Annotated in this window: 13 protein-coding genes; 5 read left to right on the top strand and 8 right to left on the bottom strand. The window is 42.9% G+C overall.

Annotated features, from left to right (window positions below; translation table 11 throughout):
• Positions 1-7: 7 nt before the first annotated feature.
• Both FQ083_RS06730 and FQ083_RS06725 read right to left on the bottom strand, forming a co-directional pair.
• Positions 8-1,891, bottom strand: a complete 1,884-nt coding sequence (locus FQ083_RS06730) for a monovalent cation:proton antiporter-2 (CPA2) family protein (RefSeq protein ID WP_149409307.1) — start codon at positions 1,889-1,891, stop codon at positions 8-10.
• A gap of 74 nt (positions 1,892-1,965) precedes the next feature.
• The gene (locus FQ083_RS06725) at positions 1,966-2,670 is read right to left on the bottom strand and encodes a hypothetical protein (protein WP_011514327.1); all 705 of its coding nucleotides are present in this window, start codon (positions 2,668-2,670) and stop codon (positions 1,966-1,968) included.
• Between the two features lie 245 nt (positions 2,671-2,915).
• Between FQ083_RS06725 and FQ083_RS06720 the strand changes: the two genes are divergently transcribed.
• The gene (locus FQ083_RS06720) at positions 2,916-3,212 is read left to right on the top strand and encodes a hypothetical protein (protein ID WP_020444172.1); all 297 of its coding nucleotides are present in this window, start codon (positions 2,916-2,918) and stop codon (positions 3,210-3,212) included.
• Between the two features lie 83 nt (positions 3,213-3,295).
• Here FQ083_RS06720 and FQ083_RS06715 read toward each other — a convergent pair whose 3' ends face one another.
• From FQ083_RS06715 to gmk, 6 genes are all read right to left on the bottom strand, one after another.
• Positions 3,296-4,486 (bottom strand): cation diffusion facilitator family transporter, encoded by a 1,191-nt coding sequence (locus tag FQ083_RS06715; protein WP_149409306.1) that lies wholly within the window; start codon positions 4,484-4,486, stop codon positions 3,296-3,298.
• A 196-nt stretch (positions 4,487-4,682) separates the two neighbouring features.
• Positions 4,683-6,992, bottom strand: a complete 2,310-nt coding sequence (locus FQ083_RS06710) for a primosomal protein N' (RefSeq protein ID WP_410477356.1) — start codon at positions 6,990-6,992, stop codon at positions 4,683-4,685.
• 135 nt (positions 6,993-7,127) lie between these two features.
• The gene (locus tag FQ083_RS06705) at positions 7,128-7,508 is read right to left on the bottom strand and encodes a RidA family protein (protein ID WP_011514323.1); all 381 of its coding nucleotides are present in this window, start codon (positions 7,506-7,508) and stop codon (positions 7,128-7,130) included.
• Positions 7,509-7,675: 167 nt separating this feature from the next.
• Positions 7,676-9,862, bottom strand: a complete 2,187-nt coding sequence (locus tag FQ083_RS06700) for a RelA/SpoT family protein (protein WP_020444169.1) — start codon at positions 9,860-9,862, stop codon at positions 7,676-7,678.
• Between the two features lie 345 nt (positions 9,863-10,207).
• Complete coding sequence (rpoZ, locus tag FQ083_RS06695; RefSeq protein ID WP_011280985.1) at positions 10,208-10,468, bottom strand: DNA-directed RNA polymerase subunit omega; 261 nt, start codon at positions 10,466-10,468, stop codon at positions 10,208-10,210.
• 186 nt (positions 10,469-10,654) lie between these two features.
• Positions 10,655-11,281: a guanylate kinase gene (gene gmk / locus FQ083_RS06690; RefSeq protein WP_149409304.1), complete on the bottom strand. Its 627-nt coding sequence runs from the start codon at positions 11,279-11,281 to the stop codon at positions 10,655-10,657.
• A gap of 254 nt (positions 11,282-11,535) precedes the next feature.
• Between gmk and ispH the strand changes: the two genes are divergently transcribed.
• The 4 genes from ispH to FQ083_RS06670 all read left to right on the top strand — a co-directional run bounded on the left by ispH (position 11,536) and on the right by FQ083_RS06670 (position 15,517).
• Positions 11,536-12,492 carry a 4-hydroxy-3-methylbut-2-enyl diphosphate reductase gene (gene ispH / locus FQ083_RS06685; protein WP_133104700.1) on the top strand — a complete coding sequence of 319 codons (957 nt, stop codon included), beginning with the start codon at positions 11,536-11,538 and terminating at the stop codon, positions 12,490-12,492.
• 42 nt (positions 12,493-12,534) lie between these two features.
• On the top strand, positions 12,535-12,780 hold the full coding sequence (locus tag FQ083_RS06680; RefSeq protein ID WP_011514319.1) for a hypothetical protein: 246 nt from the start codon (positions 12,535-12,537) through the stop codon (positions 12,778-12,780).
• A 65-nt stretch (positions 12,781-12,845) separates the two neighbouring features.
• Entirely contained in the window at positions 12,846-13,661 is an 816-nt protein-coding gene (locus FQ083_RS06675) for a thioesterase family protein (RefSeq protein WP_149409303.1), read from the top strand.
• 311 nt (positions 13,662-13,972) lie between these two features.
• Positions 13,973-15,517: a catalase gene (locus FQ083_RS06670; protein ID WP_149409302.1), complete on the top strand. Its 1,545-nt coding sequence runs from the start codon at positions 13,973-13,975 to the stop codon at positions 15,515-15,517.
• Positions 15,518-15,703: the final 186 nt, after the last annotated feature.

The raw sequence follows: 15,703 nt of genomic DNA, 5'->3' as shown, positions 1-15,703 counted from the left end.
GAAAAAATTAATGCTTAGATTCAGTCGTATTATTTTCATCATCGACTGGTATGGCTTGGCTTTTTAGCGCTTCATAAAAATCGCTCAAGTCCATCTTACGGGCTTTGCCAATATCTTCATCAAATAAGCTTTCAAGCTCCGCCATCGATGATTGAGCCGACTCAATCATACTGGCCTCATCATCATAAATAGCTTGTTGACGTTCAATCAGATCATCATCGTAATCACGGAAAGTTTGCACTGTCTCACGCGCTTTTTCTGGTGAGATGCCAAGCAGTTGTAACGACTCACGCGACATATCTAGCGAGGACAAATATGTCTCACGCCAGATATGACGAACCCCAACCTCACGTAATCGGTAGTAATGCTGGCGGTCACGTGCCCGTGCTAAGATAATTAAATCTGGATAGTTTTTACGTAAATATTGGGCGGTGGTGATAGACCGCTCTAAATCATCGATGGCAAGAATAAAGACACGTGCTTTTTTGATACCTGCTGCACGTAGGATTTCAGGGTTTTTTGGATCACCATAATAAACTTGGTTACCGAATTTACGGACAAAATCGACGCGGTTTGCCGAGCGTTCAATCGCGGTAAATTCAATATTGTGCATACGTAGCACACGACCGATAATCTGACCGACTCGCCCAAAGCCCGCAATAATCACCTGATGCTCGTGGTCTGGAATCGTATCGTATTCGCGACTTGGTTTGCTTTTGGCAAATAATGGCTCGCCGACTTTTTCTAATAACAAAAATGCCAAAGGAGTGAGTGCCATAGAGATGGTTACGATCAGGTTTAACGTATTGGCAAGTTCAGGTTGTAAGACGTTTTGGGCACTTGCAACACTGAACAAGACAAAAGCAAATTCACCACCTTGAGCCAGTGTAACCCCCAGTCGAATACTGGTTGGCCAGCGATTACCTGAGATTTTCGCAATCGCTGTAATCACCCCGAACTTGATAAACATCAATGCCATCGCACAGCCAATGATAAAAATGGGTTTTGCTAATATCAATTTCACATCAGTCAACATACCGACTGACATAAAGAACAGACCTAATAACAATCCTTTAAAAGGCTCGATACTGGCTTCAAGCTCATGGCGGTATTCAGAATCTGCCAACAATACACCAGTTAAAAATGCGCCCAACGCCATTGAGAGCCCGATTTGACCCATCAAAATCGATACACCCATTACGATAAATAGCGCGACTGCCGTTAGTAATTCTGACGCACCACTTGAGGCGACAAATTTAAAAAATGGACGAACGACGTAGCGACTGGCAAAAATAAGCCCAGCAAAAACCGCAAAAACTTTACCAAAATAAATCAAGTCATAGCTTTGTTCACGCACCCCTGATAAGAAAGGAATGACCGCTAATAGAGGGATAACCGCAATGTCTTGGAATAATAAAATCGTAAAGGCTTCACGGCCATGAGTGCTCGATAGCTGCTGTTTTTCAGTCAGAATTTGTAGGACAAAGGCAGTGGATGAGAGCGCAAGCCCAAAGCCAACAATAAAAGCAGTGTCGAGCTGCAAGCCAAAAATCTGATGTAACAGCACCATCAATAAGACACCAGTCAAACCAACTTGCAAACCGCCAAGGACGAATATTGAACGCCTGAGTGCCCAGAGCCTTGATGGCTGCAGCTCAAGCCCAATGATGAACAGCAGCATCACCACGCCAAACTCAGAGAAATGCAATAAGCTCTCAGCGTCACCTGCCACGTCCAGTACACTTGGACCTAATATCAATCCTGTGATCAGATAACCTAAAACCGTCGCAATACCAAAACGTTTACCAAGGGGTACAAAGAGCAGGGCTGCTCCCAAGAAAATTGTCGCTTGTAACATTAAATTTGGTGAGCTGGCGGCGGCAGCGAACATCTGGAATCCTTAGCAATGACGATAAATGGGCAGTACAACAGCAGTATTAAAAATAAAAAGCAACTTTATAACGATTATTTTTTACGATAAATCTTCCATATGCCATTATCTGCCAGCGGATTGTTATAAGCATCGTTACGGCGCTTGCGTGGTGTCTGTCGACTGTCTACGATTTTAAAATCGGGTAGGGCATGGACAATAAGTCCCGTTCGATAAAACCGTACCCGTTCAGGCTCTAGCATCTCACCCTTATTATCTCGGCAAAATACATAAGCACGCAAATCAATAAACTCACGGTGCGCGACCAAACGCGTCTCCTCATCCTTATCAAACGCAGCAGTCATACGTGCAATGTCATCAGCACTATAATCGCCGCATTTATCCGTAAGTGCCCCGACCGAGCCGAAACTCTTGGATTCTTTTGCATGGGTTTTGGTCAGATGTAGGCGCTGCACATGATATATAAACTGCGGTATCTCAAGGCTGGCAGGCAGTGGCAAATAGTCAGGCGGCAGATTGGCAGCAGGATAAAACGCCATGGCGCGTTCAAGCAAATTGTGCCAAAGTTGCTGATAGGCTTGGACTTCTGCTAAGTTACCTTCATAGATAGGCATGTCACGAATTTGACGTAAGATATCAGGTGGAAACTGTGCGCCTCGAAAGCGAGCAATGTCTTCTTGCAGCGTCGATAATAAAACTTTGGCGTGTTTTTTGCCATCCTTTGAAATCGGGTCATCGATATAACTTGGGGCGACGAATGGCGCTGAGCGTCTAGACATAGCAGAAGGTCATCCATTGGTGGCAAATGTGGCGTTTCAATTTTCAGTATACAGAATTTATATTAAAAATATGACAGTGAGGCTAAATTTCTCATCATTTTTAACATGTGATTACATTGATAAAAGTCAGTGTGATATTGATATATGCACTATAGAGATATTTCATTTTGCTATATTTGATTACTATTAATCGCAAGATAGGGCATTAAATATGGCTTAAATGAAAAAATAGAAAGAGAAGACTTATGAATAATACTCTAGAAAATAAGCTTGCTATACTTAATCGCCTTAGCTTATTAAAAAATATTGGAAAGATACTAATAAGAATTATAGGTGCAGGATTGGCACTTATAGTTGGACTTTGGCTAATAATGGCATCGAATATGGGACCCGCTTATTTGCCTCATATCATGAATGGTGACTTGGATTTTTGGATTCGCATGACTTTGCTAGGAGTGGGATTGGGTATTTGGATAAGCATTGCCGTATGGTTATTGTGGCTTATACTGTGTTATTTTCATGATTTCATTAGACATCATTAACAATTGACGATATTTTAATAATTAATGACGTCTAGATGACTGGCAGCTTTTTTTAAACCAGACTTTTTCAATGACAAACTATTTTAATGAGTGTGCCCGATATGGTTATTCTCTGCTGGTCGCTCTGAGATATTGCAGACTAGGGCATCGCTATGGGTACTCGTTTGTGGGTGTGCCGCACTTTCTACCTGAATAGTAGCGTGATGGATGCCGAGCTCAAGCAGGCTTTGTTCTAGACTGCCAATCAATATACTGGACTCATGAATACTCATTTCACCATCGACGACCACATGACAAGATAAGGCGTTTAAACCACTGGTAATACTCCAAACATGTAGGTCATGCACTTTTTGCACCTGCGGGTGAGCAAGAAGTTTTTCTTCGACATTCACTAGAGAGATACCTTCTGGCGTCCCTTCCATTAAAATATGTACAGAATCGCGCACCACACGGTAGCCACTAAATAAAATAAGTATTGCCACAATTACGGACGCTACTGCATCTGCCCATACCCAACCAAAACTCATCATTAATAATGCGGCGATAATGGCAGCCACTGAACCCATTAAATCACTTAATACGTGCAAATAAGCACTTTGCATATTGAGATTGACCGGCTCTTTGTCATCCGATGTTTTGACCGTTGCTGTGCCTTCATTGGCTCCATGATCATGACCGTGAGTATCGCCACTACGGCTACCTCGGTGCATAAGCCACGCAACCAAAATATTGATCAGCATACCGATAGTGGCGACGATAAGCATGCCTTGGGTCGCAATTTCAGGTGGCGAATTAAAGCGTTTAATGGCCTCATAAAAAATCATTAGCGCAATAATGACAAGTGTAGCCCCATTCACAGAGGCAACTAAAATCTCAAAGCGTTTATAACCGAACGTTTTTTGATGAGTAGCTGCTTTTTCCCCAATTTTAAATGCCATTAAGGTGGCGCCAAGTGCTATCGCGTCACTCAGCATGTGACCGGCATCGGACAATAATGCCAAACTGCCAGTGAGCCAACCGCCGATTGCTTCTACAAACATGTAGCCTGTAATGATCAAAAAACTTATCAGTAAAGTGCGCTGATAGCCTTTGGTATCTCGCGTGGCGACTGTTTGCTCTAGATGTTCATCATGATCGTGGCTGTCTTGATTCCTATAAGCAGTATTACTTTTTCCACCACTTTCCTCACCTTCCTCAACGTGTCCATGCGTATCAGCCGGTATACTCTGATGAGCATAGTCGTTTTTTTTAGAGTTTGGATGGTCTGGATTCATAACAACACTCAATTTTGCTGATAATGGATTTGATGCTCAATATTTACTCTACATAAGGTAGAGTGGTTTTTGATAACAATGATCAACTTGTTATTATAAATTTATCATAGTCAAATATTAGAAACTGTACTGACGAAGTAAAGATAAAGGAGTAATGCGACAAATGATTATCCTAGCAATAACTCGCAAATTCTCATTACCAGCCGACAGGATCAATATCTAAAGTAAGCTTAAGATATTTAGCGCTCGGTAGGGTAAGGACGGGTTGCCACCAATGATTTAAAACATGATGCAGTTGCTGCCGATCCTTGGCCAATAGCAAAAGCTGGGCATGATAGCGACTGTTCTTTTTACTCATGGGCGCATCGATAGGACCAAGAACGGCTAGATTGTGCCCTGTTGGCAGAACGGCAATGGCATCTTTGAGTGCTTGTGTAGTGGCAGCAAGGGTTTTACCTTCGCAGCGTATCAGCGCAGCATGACTATGAGGGGGCAGTCCCATCATTTTACGTTCTTGCAACAGCTCACGAGCAAAAGACAAATAACCATCTTTCACCAATTTTAATAATAACGCATTGTCCGGTTGCAGCGTTTGAATCAATACCCGTCCTGATTTATCCCCGCGTCCTGCACGCCCTGCTACTTGGATCATCAATTGGGCAGTATGCTCTGGCGAGCGAAAGTCTGCAGACAAAAAGCCACGATCAGCGTTGGGTAAGCAAACAAGCGTGACATTGGGAAAATGATGTCCTTTGGCAACCATTTGCGTACCGACCAGTATGGCAGGATTGCCTTCATTAATACGCTGATAGATATTTTCCCAGCTGTCTTTACGCCTAGTGGTATCACGATCAATTTGAATAATGGGATAAAGCGCTTTACTGGTTTGCGGATTGGCAAAGATAGCGTGCAAATTTTCGCTTAGCCTTGTTGTTCCCATCCCTTTGGCATCTAGATTTTGACTGCCACAATCAGGGCATACAGTCGGAATATAGGCTTGCCAATCACAATGATGGCATTTTAAATAAGAGTTGCTTGAATAATTGCTACGCTGGGCTTGATTATTATAATGAACGGTTAAATGCGCGTCGCAGCGCGGACAGTCTGCCTGCCAACCACACGCCTCGCATAATAAAACAGGCGCATAGCCGCGACGGTTTAAAAATATCAAAACTTGATCGCCAGCTTCAAGGGTTTGCCTTATGGCGCCGATAAGCGCATCCGTCAGTCCGGTATCATAGCGCGCGCCATCATCTTGCGTTTGCTGATGAGTACTTTGCAAGCGCGCATCAATCAGCTGCATGGGCGCAGGTTTAGCATTACCAGGGCGCGTCGATAATTGACACTCTACTAGCTTGCCCTCATCGACTAATTTTAAATGTTCAAGAGAAGGGGTAGCCGTACCAAGGACGACTGGTATTTTGGCTTGAAATCCTCGATAAAGTGCGACATCAGCAGCATGATAGCGCAAGGTATCCTGCTGTTTATAGGAGCCATCATGCGCTTCATCAACGACAATTAAGCCTAAATCTGCAAACGGATATAGTACTGCCGAACGCGTACCGATAATGATTTGTGCGTGACCCGTACGGCAATCTTGCCAACCTTGCAATCGATGGGTGTTATTCATACCTGAATGTAGCAAGACGATATGCGCAGCGAAGCGACTGGCAAAACGCGCACGCGTCTGTGGCGTTAACCCAATCTCAGGCACTAAAATAAGCACTTGCTTGCCAGCCTCCAATACTGCTTGCATGGCTTGTAGATAGACTTCAGTCTTGCCACTACCAGTGATGCCATTTAATAAAAAGCCCGTGTAGCATTTGGATTCATGTGCAGCAACAATCGCTGCAACGGCAAGCTGTTGCTCCTCATTAAGATCAAGGGGCATTTTTGCCAATTTAACAGGAGTAGGTACTTGTTTTGGTTGAATATAGCGCTCAATCAAACCCTTATCTTCTAGTGTTTTTAAAAAAGCACGCGCCATACCTTCTAATAGTAGTACATCTTCACTTGCACCATGTTGACCATGTAGCTTTAGCATATCAAACTGCTGCTTTTGCTTTTTGGCGTTAGCACGAAAGTCGTCATCAGTGATATGTGGCAGAATTCGCCAATGGGTAATGAGTAAATCTAGCGGTTTACCTTGACGAACCAAGGTGGGCAAGATGACCGCTAACACCTCACCAAGCGGATAATGATAATAACGAGCAAGCCAATAGGCGAGCTTTAGCATACTGTTATCTAAAATAGACTCAGCATCTAAACACTTATTAATGGGTTTCAGCTTATTGAGTGGTACGCTGGTATCCGCTTGAGCAATATGAGCAACCACGATTCCGATTAAAGTCTGACGACCAAAAGACACCTCAACACGACTGCCAATTTTCGGCAGTTGTATTGAGCTATTGTTTGGCGAAGCATTTGGCAAAGCACTTATATCGGACGGTAGGCTATAGTCAAATACCCGATAAAGGGGCACGGGCAGAGCAACTTGTACCAACATAAAAAGGCTTCGCAGTTTGATTAAGTCAATATGAAATAAAAATAAAGAGGGAGAGATGAATAAGCTTAGCATGAGGCTAAGCTTATGGTGATTCAATATGAAATATTGTTATTCAAGCAGTATTGAATATCTAACTTATTCAATATAGAGAATAGACTCAATTTCGACCACGCCACCTTTAGGCAATGCCGCTACTTGCACCGCTGCGCGGGCAGGATAAGGTTCAGTCAAATTGGCCATAAATACTTCGTTTAATGCTGCAAAATCATTTAAATCAGTTAACGATACATTGAATTTGACCACGTCATTTAAGCTGCCACCAGCAGCTTCACAGATGGCTTTGATGTTTTCAAATACTTGCTTCGCTTGTGCATCAAACCCTTCTTTTAGTTCCATGGTGATAGGGTCAAAACCTAGCTGACCTGAAATATAAACAGTATTGCCAACTTTTACCGCTTGTGAGTAAGTGCCAACGGCTGCAGGTGCTTTATCCGTTTGGATGGTTTGACGTGTCATGATATATCCTTATCATATTTTTTTGGTGTTTGATGTGCTAAAGCTATTTTCTAAAAGTTAGTAGAAGTGTTTAGCACGATTAAAAGTTTTACACATTTCAAAATCATCTATGTGTTAAGAGATAATTTAAAAGGCATATATTTTAACAGTTATGATGATAAAAGTATTTATAGTTGATATAAACGCATAATATTGGGGAAACCAAGTAAGGAGCGTAGTTCACGAATACCTTGGGCTAAGTGATTGCGACTACGAACAACAATATGAATGATAGTATCATTGCTACGTACGTCGACCTTTTCAACCCCTATATTTAACTGCCGCAGATTATAAATAACTTTACTGATTTGCTCGTCGCTCAGTGCTATAGACAGTTTTAAATAAGCAGGAAAACGAATTTTATTATCGTGATCTTCTGAGTCACTTTGCTTGATCGCCTTATCATTGCGCCAACGTAATTGGATGACTTGATAGGGATTGTCTTTACGAATATCGTCTAGTGAAAAGCACTTATGTCGATGCACGACCAGACCATGACGGGATAAATGTCCAACGATAGGATCACCATAAATCGGATGGCAACAATTGGCAAAATCAAGCTCAACGCCTGAAGCATTGACGATCAGTTGCTGTGGTTGGGTCATGTCATCGATACGTTCTTGCGATTGGATATCACAGACTTCATCGCTAAACAAACGCGTGACCACGAGTTGCGGTAACAACGTACCGGAGCTTATTTGCTCAAATAGCGCTGATTTCTCAGTCAGTCCACGCCATTCTGTTAGATTCTTCCAGTCACTATCGGTTAGATCGTCCAAGCTTTTTTGATAAGTTTTCAGTGCGCGATCTAGTGCTTGTCTACCATGGTGCTGCTTATCAGCCGCCGATAAATCTTTGAACCAACGCAAAATCTCTACACGGGCTTTATTAGTAACCACAAACCCAAGCCATTCTGCTTTTGGCTCAGAATGGCTATTAACCTCGATTTCTACTAACTGTCCATTTTTGACTACCGTCCCAAGCTTGGCATGTTTTTTATCAATATTAGCGCCAACCGCGACATTGCCAACCATCGGACCAACGGCATAAGCAAAGTCTAGCGCAGTCGCACCTTGTGGCAACTCATAAGCGCGACCTTGCGGGCTATAACAGATGATTTTACTAGAATGCAGGTAATCCATCAGCTCATTAATGGTCGATACCGCGGCGGCAAAATCAGGATTGCCTTCGTTTAAACAGTCCTCATCGACCAAATCTTTCATATTGCGTAATGACGCCTGAATGACTGATTGACTGACATCAGAGGCATGCTCTGCACCAATAACCCCAAGCCTTGCAGCACTTTGCATCTGTTTAGTCAAAATCGTTACTTTAACAAAATCATTGTCGCGCTCGTAGATAAGCGTCAGCGATTGATTGCCACCGGGTAAAGGTCTGCGGATATTGTCCGCGATATGACTGTCCGCAATTTGATATTTTTTAATGAGATAGTAGGCAAGTTTGTCACAAGCTTCGATATTGTCTAGCACAATCTCAAACGCGTAATGGCGTAGCAGTGCATTAATCTCGCCGCGATTACGGAAAAATTGCCGGAAGATAACCACGCGATTGTCTAAGACTTTAACCATGCCATCAAGATCAAGATTATTGAGAACAATACTCAAATAACGATGAATGGCTTCTCTCTGAAAATTGCGCCCAAGCCCATGTTGTAGCAATTTATCAGAGATCTTGTTATACATCTCAGAGTTAAGATTGCGATAACAAAGTACCTCGATATAATCAGCAATATCGTTGAGACCCATGAGCCGTGCAAAGGGCACATAAAAGTCTAAAGTTTCTTGCGCGGTGGTACGTTGTTTTTCAGGACGTACCGCATCTAGGGTCGACATATTGTGCAAACGGTCAGCAAGCTTAATAATCAATACACGTGGGTCTGCGAGGGTAGCAGTCAGTATTTTATGAAAGGTCGCCGCTTTATTTTCTTGTTTATTATGCGTCGATGATTTTAATTTGGTCACACCATCGACCAGCCTAGAAACCACTTTGCCATAACGCTGCTCTATCTGCTCATCGCTCACTTCCGTATCTTCAACCGTATCATGCAAAATTGCCGCAATGATGGTATCTCGATCTAAGCGAAAGCCGGCTAGTATTTCAGCGACCGCAATCGGATGCGTGATATAAGGCTCTCCTGACTTGCGCTTGTCTTTAATATGCGCAACATCACCGAACTCACAGGCATCAACAATATCACGGCGTTCAGCGCCCGTGAGGTAACCTACTGAACGCAGCAGATTATATTGAGCGTCATCAACTAACGGATGACTGAGTTTGGGCAAGTTTTGAATCATAAAGTCACGATCCTATGTTCTTTTACCTGCTTAAATGATGATTTAGCAAGGTAAAGAATGGCTGAATAAGTGCTGAGCTATTAATATAGAGCTTAAGAATAAAGCTGAAAAATGGGCAGACTACCCTCTAATTAATCGTAAATCGTCGCCAATGTCAACCGCTAAGCAATAAGCTAATGTAAAAACTGGAGAATTCTTACTTAAGGTTAGGTTTTAAAAGCCAAACGGCTACTAAAACAGTAAAGCCAGTATCATTACAACCAAAAAACCACAGCCTATGCTGTGGTCTCTATCGTCAGTCAATACTCGTATGCTTGCTAAATTCATACTTTGTACGGTAATTTATTAGAAGCTGTGATCGCCTGACAATGCTAAATCTAACGAGCTAGTAGCAAAGTTATGCTCTGGCTGATTTAAAATATCACGGGTAATTTTACCAGCAGCGATTTCACGTAATGCCAATACTGTTGGCTTGTCGTTATCAACATCAACCAACGGCTCTGCGATGCCTTTAGCCAACTGACGTGCGCGCTTGCTTGCGACCAGAACCAGCTCAAAGCGATTATCAACATTATCCAAACAATCTTCAATCGTCACTCGTGCCATAAATAGCTACCTCGGTTGTTTTTACTGGTTGCGAGCATGGCGCGCCACTCAATAAAAATAATATCAAAAATATAAAGGGGGATAGCTAGACATTATAGCATTTTTTGCTTGCAGGCGTAATTGCTTTTTGCTTGTCTGCTGATAACTATTTTCAAGATGAAGCATTAAAGCAAGTCAACGCCACATTTACTCGTCTACTGTATTGCTAAGTAGATTGGTAATCGTGCGCTGATAACGCTGCTGTTGACGCTTTAGAGTCTGTCTATCGGCAACGATAATTGCTTTAAGCTCAGTTAAAGCAACCTCAAAACTGTCATTAATAATGACATAGTCAAAATTGACGTACTGCGCCATCTCATTAACAGCACCAGCCAAACGCTGCTCGATCACCTCCATACTGTCCTGTCCACGTGTTGATAAGCGTTGACGTAAAGTGGCGATACTTGGCGGTAAAATAAAAATCATGATGGCATCAGTAAAGATTTTTTTAACTTGCAGCGCGCCTTGCCAATCAATCTCCAAAATTACATCGACACCAGCGTCCAGTTGCGCGCGTACACTTTGCTCTGAGGTGCCATAATAATTGCCAAACACTTCGGCATGTTCTAAAAACTGACTTTCACTGATGGCAGTCACGAACTTATCAACGTTAGTAAAATGATAATGATGACCGTCAATCTCGCCTGGGCGCGGCTCACGAGTGGTATGTGAGACACTGACAGTCAAGTCATTGGTGGTGGCAAGTAGCTGCTTAACCAAGGAGGTCTTGCCTGTGCCAGAAGCGGCAGTGATAATAAATAATGAACCTGTCATACAGTGTGTCCTAGTGAATTGTGTCTTGATACATAAATAAAAGTATTCGAATTAATATAAAAGGCTGGTAAAAATAAAAAACACCATCATGTATGCTGACAAAAGTAGTAATCGATGCCTCATTATAAACTGCTTTAAAAGCAAATTATGCTAAAGTAGGGTATCGATTTTATCCCAACTTTTGAATAAAAGTTTCGGTGGCTTAAGCTTTAAGCCTAGGCTTTTATATAAATTATCTAATGATAGGTCTTCTTATGCAAATTTATCTTGCCAATCCACGTGGATTTTGTGCTGGTGTGGATCGCGCGATTGCGATTGTCAACGAAGCACTGTTACGTTTTGAGCCACCTATTTATGTCCGTCATGAAGTGGTACATAACAAGTTCGTGGTATCCGACTTGGCCAATCGCGGTGCTGTTTTTGTGGAAGAGCTACATGAAGTGCCAGACGGCTCTATTGTTATTTTTTCCGCTCACGGGGTTTCAAAAGCTGTAGAAGATGAAGCAGAACGTCGTGATTTGACGGTGTTTGATGCCACTTGTCCTTTGGTCACTAAAGTACATATCGAAGTCGCTAAATTTGCGCAGGATGGTATGGATGCGGTATTGATTGGACATGCGGGACATCCTGAAGTAGAAGGCACTATGGGACGCTTTAACCATCGTCATGGCGGACAGATTCATCTGGTTGAAAACGAGAGCGATGTTGAAGCTTTGAGCGTACAGAATGCTGAGCGCTTAGCATTTGTGACCCAAACGACCTTATCGATGGATGATACCGCGCGCGTTATTGATGCGCTACGTGAAAAATTCCCAAGCATTCAAGGTCCACGTAAAGACGATATCTGTTATGCCACCCAAAATCGTCAAGATGCGGTCAAGGATTTAGCGGGTCGCTGTGAGGTGGTCTTGGTCGTTGGCTCACCAAACTCATCAAACTCAAATCGTTTGCGTGAATTGGCAGAGCGCATGAATTGCCGCGCGTATTTGATTGATAATGCCACTGAAATGAATAAGAGCTGGTTCGATGGGATACAAAGTGTGGGCGTGACTGCAGGTGCTTCAGCGCCTGAAGTATTGATTCAAGAGGTACTACAGCAGCTGCAAAATTGGGGTGGTGATTTGCCAAGTGAGCTGTTGGGTATTGAAGAAAATGTCACCTTTAGCTTGCCAAAAGCTTTACGAATTCCAATGACGCAAGTTGGCAAATAAAATAAGCAGGCTTTGTATATAGCGCCAGATAGGTCACATAAAATGAAAAAGCAGAAAAAAAGATTTGTCTTGGCAGAAGCTAGCCTTGATGAGATCAATAAACAATTAAAAATTAATACGTTTACGATTGTCATCCTGATAGGGATGCTGATGTTAAATGCAACCCAGTTTATGAGAGATTACAGTCTGTTATATGGCGCGCTTATCGCCATTATGGCTTTCTTTCTATTTGTAATGGCTAAAAGTCGCACACTGCTGACGGTACAAAAGCAAGCCCTTATGCGCTAAACAAAGAAAGACTACCTTTCTTTTATACCTAATCAATCTATTTTAAAAAGAATCCGAGGACATTCATGTCAGCTTATTACACTTTTATAAAACGTGAGCAGCAAGCAGATGGTAGTAGTGTTGCTTATTATCAGCCAACGAAGCATGCGCAAGGCGCTTGGAACGAGCATGAGCAACATATGGCGCCAGCCACCGGCTTGCTCACTGCCGAATTACAAAGTTTTATACCACAAGAAAATATGCGCATTGCTCGTATCAGCTTAGATATTTTAGGGCTGATACCGCTTGACGATTTTATCGTGACTACGCGATGTATCCGTCCGGGTAGGACCATTGAGCTTATCGAAGCAGTGATGAGCAGTCGTGGTCGCGATGCCATCATTGCGCGTGCATGGCGCTTAATTACTCAAGATACCAGTGTCATTGCAGGGCTTGAAGATCAAAAATCCATATATAAGCCTGAAGTGTTACCCGCTTGGGATGGTATGAAAGGTTGGCCCGGCGGTTTCATTGAAAGCGTACGTTTGGTAGCTGAACCTAATCGTCGTCCTGGTAAAGGTATGGTATGGATGACCAATGATATCGACATGGTAGAGGGTATGCCTACCCATGACATGGTGCATTTATTGGGCATGGCCGATACTGCCAATGGGGTTGTACCAAGGCTTGGACTGGGGATGGCAAAACTGGAATGGATGTTCCCCAATACTGATTTGCAAATTCATATGCACCGCGCGCCGCAAGGTCGCTGGCTTGGAATCGAAGCCGTGCAGCAATACGGTGCTGATGGCATAGGGATTAGCAGCGCGATATTACATGATACGCAAGGACCTTTTGGTCGTAGTGAGCAAATTCTGACTATTCGTCCCATGCCGCGCTAGTGCAAAGATGTATCCAATAGGTAGTCATTGTTTGAGATCGCTCTATGAATGAAAAGCATTTGGATGAGTTAGACAATATTTTGAGTAATTCTGAAAAACAAAACGAAAGCATGTAATTAATTAATTATACAAATCAATGCTAATCGGTTGTAATGGTGTCTAACGAGGCAAGATTACTGTGTTTACAGGTTACTATGAATAAAAATAGCCGTTTTTCAGAAACATTTACAACTATTCTGGATATGTTATTAGAGGCTTATTCAGAATAGGTTTTGTACTTTCATCCATTTGCTATCCAAAGGAATATGATTATGAGCGACAACAACAGTAATAATAGCAGCGATAAAAAATGTCCTTACGCCCCGACCCAATTGACGATGAGCAACGGCGCACCAGTTGCAGACAATCAAAACAGTCTCACTGCAGGCAAGCGTGGTCCATTATTAGCACAAGATATCTGGCTAAATGAAAAGCTAGGCAACTTTGCCCGTGAAGTGATTCCAGAGCGCCGCATGCACGCTAAAGGCTCAGGCGCATTTGGTACTTTTACCGTGACCAATGACATCACTAAATATACCCGTGCGGATATTTTTAGCGAAGTGGGTAAGCAAACGGAAATGTTTGCGCGCTTTAGTACCGTCGCAGGTGAGCGCGGCGCGGCTGATGCCGAACGCGATATTCGTGGCTTTGCTTTGAAATTCTACACCGAAGAAGGTAATTGGGACATGGTGGGTAATAATACGCCTGTGTTCTTCTTACGTGATCCGCGCAAATTCCCAGATTTAAACAAAGCTGTCAAACGTGATCCACGTACCAATATGCGTTCGGCGACCAACAATTGGGACTTTTGGACTTTATTACCTGAAGCATTACATCAAGTCACCATCGTTATGAGTGATCGCGGTCTGCCAGCCTCGTACAGAAATATGCATGGTTTTGGCTCGCACACGTATAGTTTTTGGAATAAAGCCAAAGAACGTTTCTGGGTCAAATTCCATTTCCGCACGCAACAAGGCATCAAGAACTTGACCGATGCAGAAGCGGCAGAGGTGGTTGGTTCGGATCGTGAAAGTCATCAAAAAGACTTGTACGATGCCATCGAAAATCGTCATTTCCCAAAATGGAAAATGTATGTGCAAATCATGCCAGAAGCTGAGGCGGATACCGTTCCTTATCATCCGTTTGACTTGACCAAAGTATGGCCAAAATGGGATTACCCACTGATCGAAGTGGGTGAGTTTGAATTAAACAAAAACTCTGACAACTACTTTGTCGATGTGGAACAAGCAGCATTTGCCCCAAGTAATTTAGTACCGGGTATCAGCGTTTCACCGGATAAAATGCTACAAAATCGCTTGGTTAACTATGCCGATGCTCAGCGTTATCGTGTTGGTGTCAATCATCAGCAAATTCCGGTGAATAAGCCGCGTTGCCCTGTGATGAGCAATCATCGTGATGGTCAAGGACGTGTCGATGATAACTATGGCAGTCGCCCGCATTATGAACCAAACAGCTTTAGCCAGTGGCAAGAGCAGCCTGATTATGCTGAGCCACCATTAAAAATTGACGGCTATGCGGCGCATTATGATTTCCGTGAAGACGATAGCGATTATTTCAGTCAACCGAGAGCGTTGTTTAATTTGATGAGTGCTGAGCAACAACAAGTGCTATTTGAAAACACAGCGAACAATATGGCGGGTGTGCCGGACTTTATTCAGTATCGCCACATTCGCAACTGTAACTGGTGTGATGCTGCTTATGGCGAAGGCGTTGCCAAAGCATTAGGTTTAACGGTTGAAGATGCAATGGCAGCCCGTGATTCGGATCCTGCTCGTCATTTGCCTAGCTGCTTATAGCTGATAGGTTTATCTAAAAACGTATTACTAAATATACTTGCTAAATCTATTATCATTACAATGACACCGCCTCAGGAAACTAGAGCGGTGTTTTTTATTGAATCAAGTTTTTACGCTTGAAATTTTCTCTCGCGCCCCTATTAGTATAAACAGCTTAGCAGTGTTCAAAACGTAAGCTCTCTAATA

The organism is Psychrobacter sp. ANT_H59 (assembly GCF_008369225.1).
Lineage (GTDB): Bacteria > Pseudomonadota > Gammaproteobacteria > Pseudomonadales > Moraxellaceae > Psychrobacter > Psychrobacter cryohalolentis.
Note: the sequence above shows the minus strand (reverse complement) of the source record. Positions and strands in the feature narration are given on the sequence as shown.

Coding starts and splice junctions, on each gene's coding strand:
- FQ083_RS06730 (WP_149409307.1), bottom strand. CDS start 1,891: ATGTTCGCTGCCGCCGCCAGCTCACCAAATTTAATGTTACAAGCGACA.
- ispH (WP_133104700.1), top strand. CDS start 11,536: ATGCAAATTTATCTTGCCAATCCACGTGGATTTTGTGCTGGTGTGGAT.
- FQ083_RS06670 (WP_149409302.1), top strand. CDS start 13,973: ATGAGCGACAACAACAGTAATAATAGCAGCGATAAAAAATGTCCTTAC.
- FQ083_RS06715 (WP_149409306.1), bottom strand. CDS start 4,486: ATGAATCCAGACCATCCAAACTCTAAAAAAAACGACTATGCTCATCAG.
- FQ083_RS06720 (WP_020444172.1), top strand. CDS start 2,916: ATGAATAATACTCTAGAAAATAAGCTTGCTATACTTAATCGCCTTAGC.
- rpoZ (WP_011280985.1), bottom strand. CDS start 10,468: ATGGCACGAGTGACGATTGAAGATTGTTTGGATAATGTTGATAATCGC.
- FQ083_RS06680 (WP_011514319.1), top strand. CDS start 12,535: ATGAAAAAGCAGAAAAAAAGATTTGTCTTGGCAGAAGCTAGCCTTGAT.
- FQ083_RS06675 (WP_149409303.1), top strand. CDS start 12,846: ATGTCAGCTTATTACACTTTTATAAAACGTGAGCAGCAAGCAGATGGT.
- FQ083_RS06725 (WP_011514327.1), bottom strand. CDS start 2,670: ATGTCTAGACGCTCAGCGCCATTCGTCGCCCCAAGTTATATCGATGAC.
- gmk (WP_149409304.1), bottom strand. CDS start 11,281: ATGACAGGTTCATTATTTATTATCACTGCCGCTTCTGGCACAGGCAAG.
- FQ083_RS06710 (WP_410477356.1), bottom strand. CDS start 6,992: ATGTTGGTACAAGTTGCTCTGCCCGTGCCCCTTTATCGGGTATTTGAC.
- FQ083_RS06700 (WP_020444169.1), bottom strand. CDS start 9,862: ATGATTCAAAACTTGCCCAAACTCAGTCATCCGTTAGTTGATGACGCT.
- FQ083_RS06705 (WP_011514323.1), bottom strand. CDS start 7,508: ATGACACGTCAAACCATCCAAACGGATAAAGCACCTGCAGCCGTTGGC.